Origin of the sequence: Bradyrhizobium sp. 197 (genome assembly GCF_023073375.1) — a bacterium.
GTDB lineage: Bacteria > Pseudomonadota > Alphaproteobacteria > Rhizobiales > Xanthobacteraceae > Bradyrhizobium.
Window position 1 is genome coordinate 1 of sequence record NZ_JADPJJ010000038.1, and the last position, 2,296, is coordinate 2,296.

The following is a 2,296-nucleotide window of genomic DNA, read 5'->3' on the forward strand; positions in this document are numbered from 1 at the left end:
CGCCACATGACCGTGCTGCTGGTGGAGCACCACATGGGCCTCGTGATGTCGATCGCCGACCACGTCGTCGCGCTGAATTTCGGCAAGAAGCTCGCGGAAGGCACGCCGGCCCAGGTGCAGGCGGATCCCGACGTCATCAAGGCCTATCTCGGGAGCAAGGACCAATGACGACGCTGCTCAACGTCAAGGACCTGCGCGCCTATTACGGCCAGGTCCAGGCGCTTCACGGCCTGTCCTTCTCGCTCAGCGAGGGATCGCTGACGACGCTGTTAGGGGCGAACGGCGCCGGCAAGACCACGACCTTGCGCGCGATCTGCAACATGGTGCGCTCCACCGGTGGCATCGAGTTCGACGGCAAGCCGCTGAACAACCGCTCCACCGAGAGCATCGTGCGGTTCGGCATCGCCCATGTGCCGCAGGGCCGCGGCACCTTCACCACCATGACGGTGGAGGAGAATCTCCAGCTCGGCGCCATCACCCGCAAGGACAGCGCCGGCATCGTCTCCGACATCGAGCGGATGTATGCGCATTTCCCGGTGCTGAAGCAGCGGCACACCCAGCAGGCCGGCACGCTTTCGGGCGGCGAGCAGCAGATGCTCGCGGTCGCCCGCGCCCTGATGCTGCGGCCGCGGCTGATGCTGCTGGACGAGCCGTCATTCGGCCTGGCGCCGCTCGTCGTGCGCGACCTGTTCGGCATCCTCGGCAAGATCAACCGCGAGGACAAGGTGTCGATCCTGGTGGTGGAGCAGAACGCCCAGCTCGCGCTCGAGCTCGCCGACCAGGCCTATGTGATCGAGACCGGACGCATCGTGATGTCGGGCAATGCCAAGGACATCGCGAACAACGAAGAAATCCGCAAATCCTATCTGGGCTACTGAGGAGCCGGCACGATGGAGCTTTTCACCAACCAGGTGCTGGCCGGGATCGCCACGGGCGCGATTTACGCCTGCATGGCGCTCGCCGTGGTCATGATCTACCAGGCGATCGACCATCTCAACTTCGCGCAGGGCGAGATGGCGATGTTCTCGACCTTCATCTCCTGGCAGCTGATGCAGTGGGGCATCCCCTATTGGGCCGCCTTCGTGATCACGCTGGCATTATCCTTCGTCGGCGGCATCGCGATCGAGCGCATTCTTTTCAAGCCGCTCGCCAAGGCGCCGGTGCTGACCAACGTCGCCGGCTTCATCGCGCTGTTCGCGATCATCAATTCCTCGGCTGGCCTGATCTGGGACTTCACCATCAAGCAGTATCCGACCCCGTTCGGTTCCTCGCCGTTCCTCGGCAGCCAGCTGATCTCGACCCACCAGGCCGGCATGATCGGCGTTACCGTGCTGCTGCTGCTCGGCCTCTACTTCTTCTTCCAGTACACCAAGATCGGCCTCGCCATGCGCGCGGCCGCCTCCGTGCCTGAATCGGCCCGGCTGGTCGGCATCAACACGAGTTGGATGATCGCGTTGGGCTGGGGCATGGCCTCCGCGATTGGTGCAATCGCCGGCATGCTGATCGCACCGGTCGTGTTCCTCGAGCCCAACATGATGGGCGGCGTGCTGATCTACGGCTTCGCCGCGGCGGTGCTCGGCGGACTGACCAGCCCGTTCGGCGCCGTGGTCGGCGGCTTCCTGGTCGGTGTCTTCGAAAACCTCGCCGGCACCTACATTCCCGGCGTCGGCAACGAGCTGAAGCTCCCGATCGCGCTCGCGCTGATCATCTCCGTCCTGGTCGTCAAACCCGCTGGCCTGTTCGGCCGGCACATCGTCAAGCGAGTTTGATATGAGCGCTGCAGAAGATGTCGTAACGGAAGCCCCGGCGATCGATGCGGTTCCGAAGCGGGCGATGACGCTGGGCACGGGCACCTCCCTGTTGGTGCTGGCGGTGCTGTTGATCGTGCCGGTGTTCGTCAAGAACTTCATCATCTTCCAGATGACGATGCTCCTGATCTACGGGCTGGCGGTGCTGGCCTTGAACATCCTGACGGGCGGCTCCGGCCAGTTCTCGCTCGGCCAGAGCGCCTTCTACGCCGTGGGCGCTTATACGTCGGCGGTGCTGATGGAGTACTTCAACGTCAACTATGCGCTGACAATTCCGATTTCCGCCGCGGTCTGCTTCGGATTCGGCTACCTGTTCGGCAAGCCGGCGCTGCGGCTGTCGGGCGTCTATCTCGCGCTCGCGACCTTTGCGCTTGCCACCGCGATGCCGCAGCTGCTGAAGCTGAACTTCCTCGAGCACTGGACCGGCGGCGTGCAGGGCCTCGTCGTCACCAAGCCGGACGCGCCGTTCGGGCTGCCGATGTCGCAGG

4 protein-coding genes are annotated in these 2,296 nt (G+C 64.3%); all 4 read left to right on the top strand.

Annotation, left to right across the window (positions count from 1 at the left end):
• Positions 1 to 168 (top strand): ABC transporter ATP-binding protein C-terminal domain-containing protein (locus tag IVB27_RS09190; protein ID WP_524536473.1); only part of this gene is annotated, 168 nt, incomplete at its 5' end.
• A complete protein-coding gene (locus tag IVB27_RS09195) occupies positions 165 to 878 on the top strand; it encodes an ABC transporter ATP-binding protein (RefSeq protein WP_007599709.1) in 714 nt (237 codons plus the stop codon). The genes IVB27_RS09190 and IVB27_RS09195, both read left to right, overlap by 4 nt.
• Before the next feature lie 12 nt (positions 879 to 890).
• Entirely contained in the window at positions 891 to 1,769 is an 879-nt protein-coding gene (locus IVB27_RS09200; RefSeq protein ID WP_247343927.1) for a branched-chain amino acid ABC transporter permease, read from the top strand.
• 1 nt (position 1,770) lies between these two features.
• The coding region (locus tag IVB27_RS09205) for a branched-chain amino acid ABC transporter permease (RefSeq protein WP_247443039.1) at positions 1,771 to 2,296 on the top strand (526 nt) is incomplete at its 3' end.

Bases quoted from the DNA above. Each gene is read 5' to 3' on its own strand.
- IVB27_RS09195 (WP_007599709.1), top strand. From the start codon at position 165: ATGACGACGCTGCTCAACGTCAAGGACCTGCGCGCCTATTACGGCCAG.
- IVB27_RS09200 (WP_247343927.1), top strand. From the start codon at position 891: ATGGAGCTTTTCACCAACCAGGTGCTGGCCGGGATCGCCACGGGCGCG.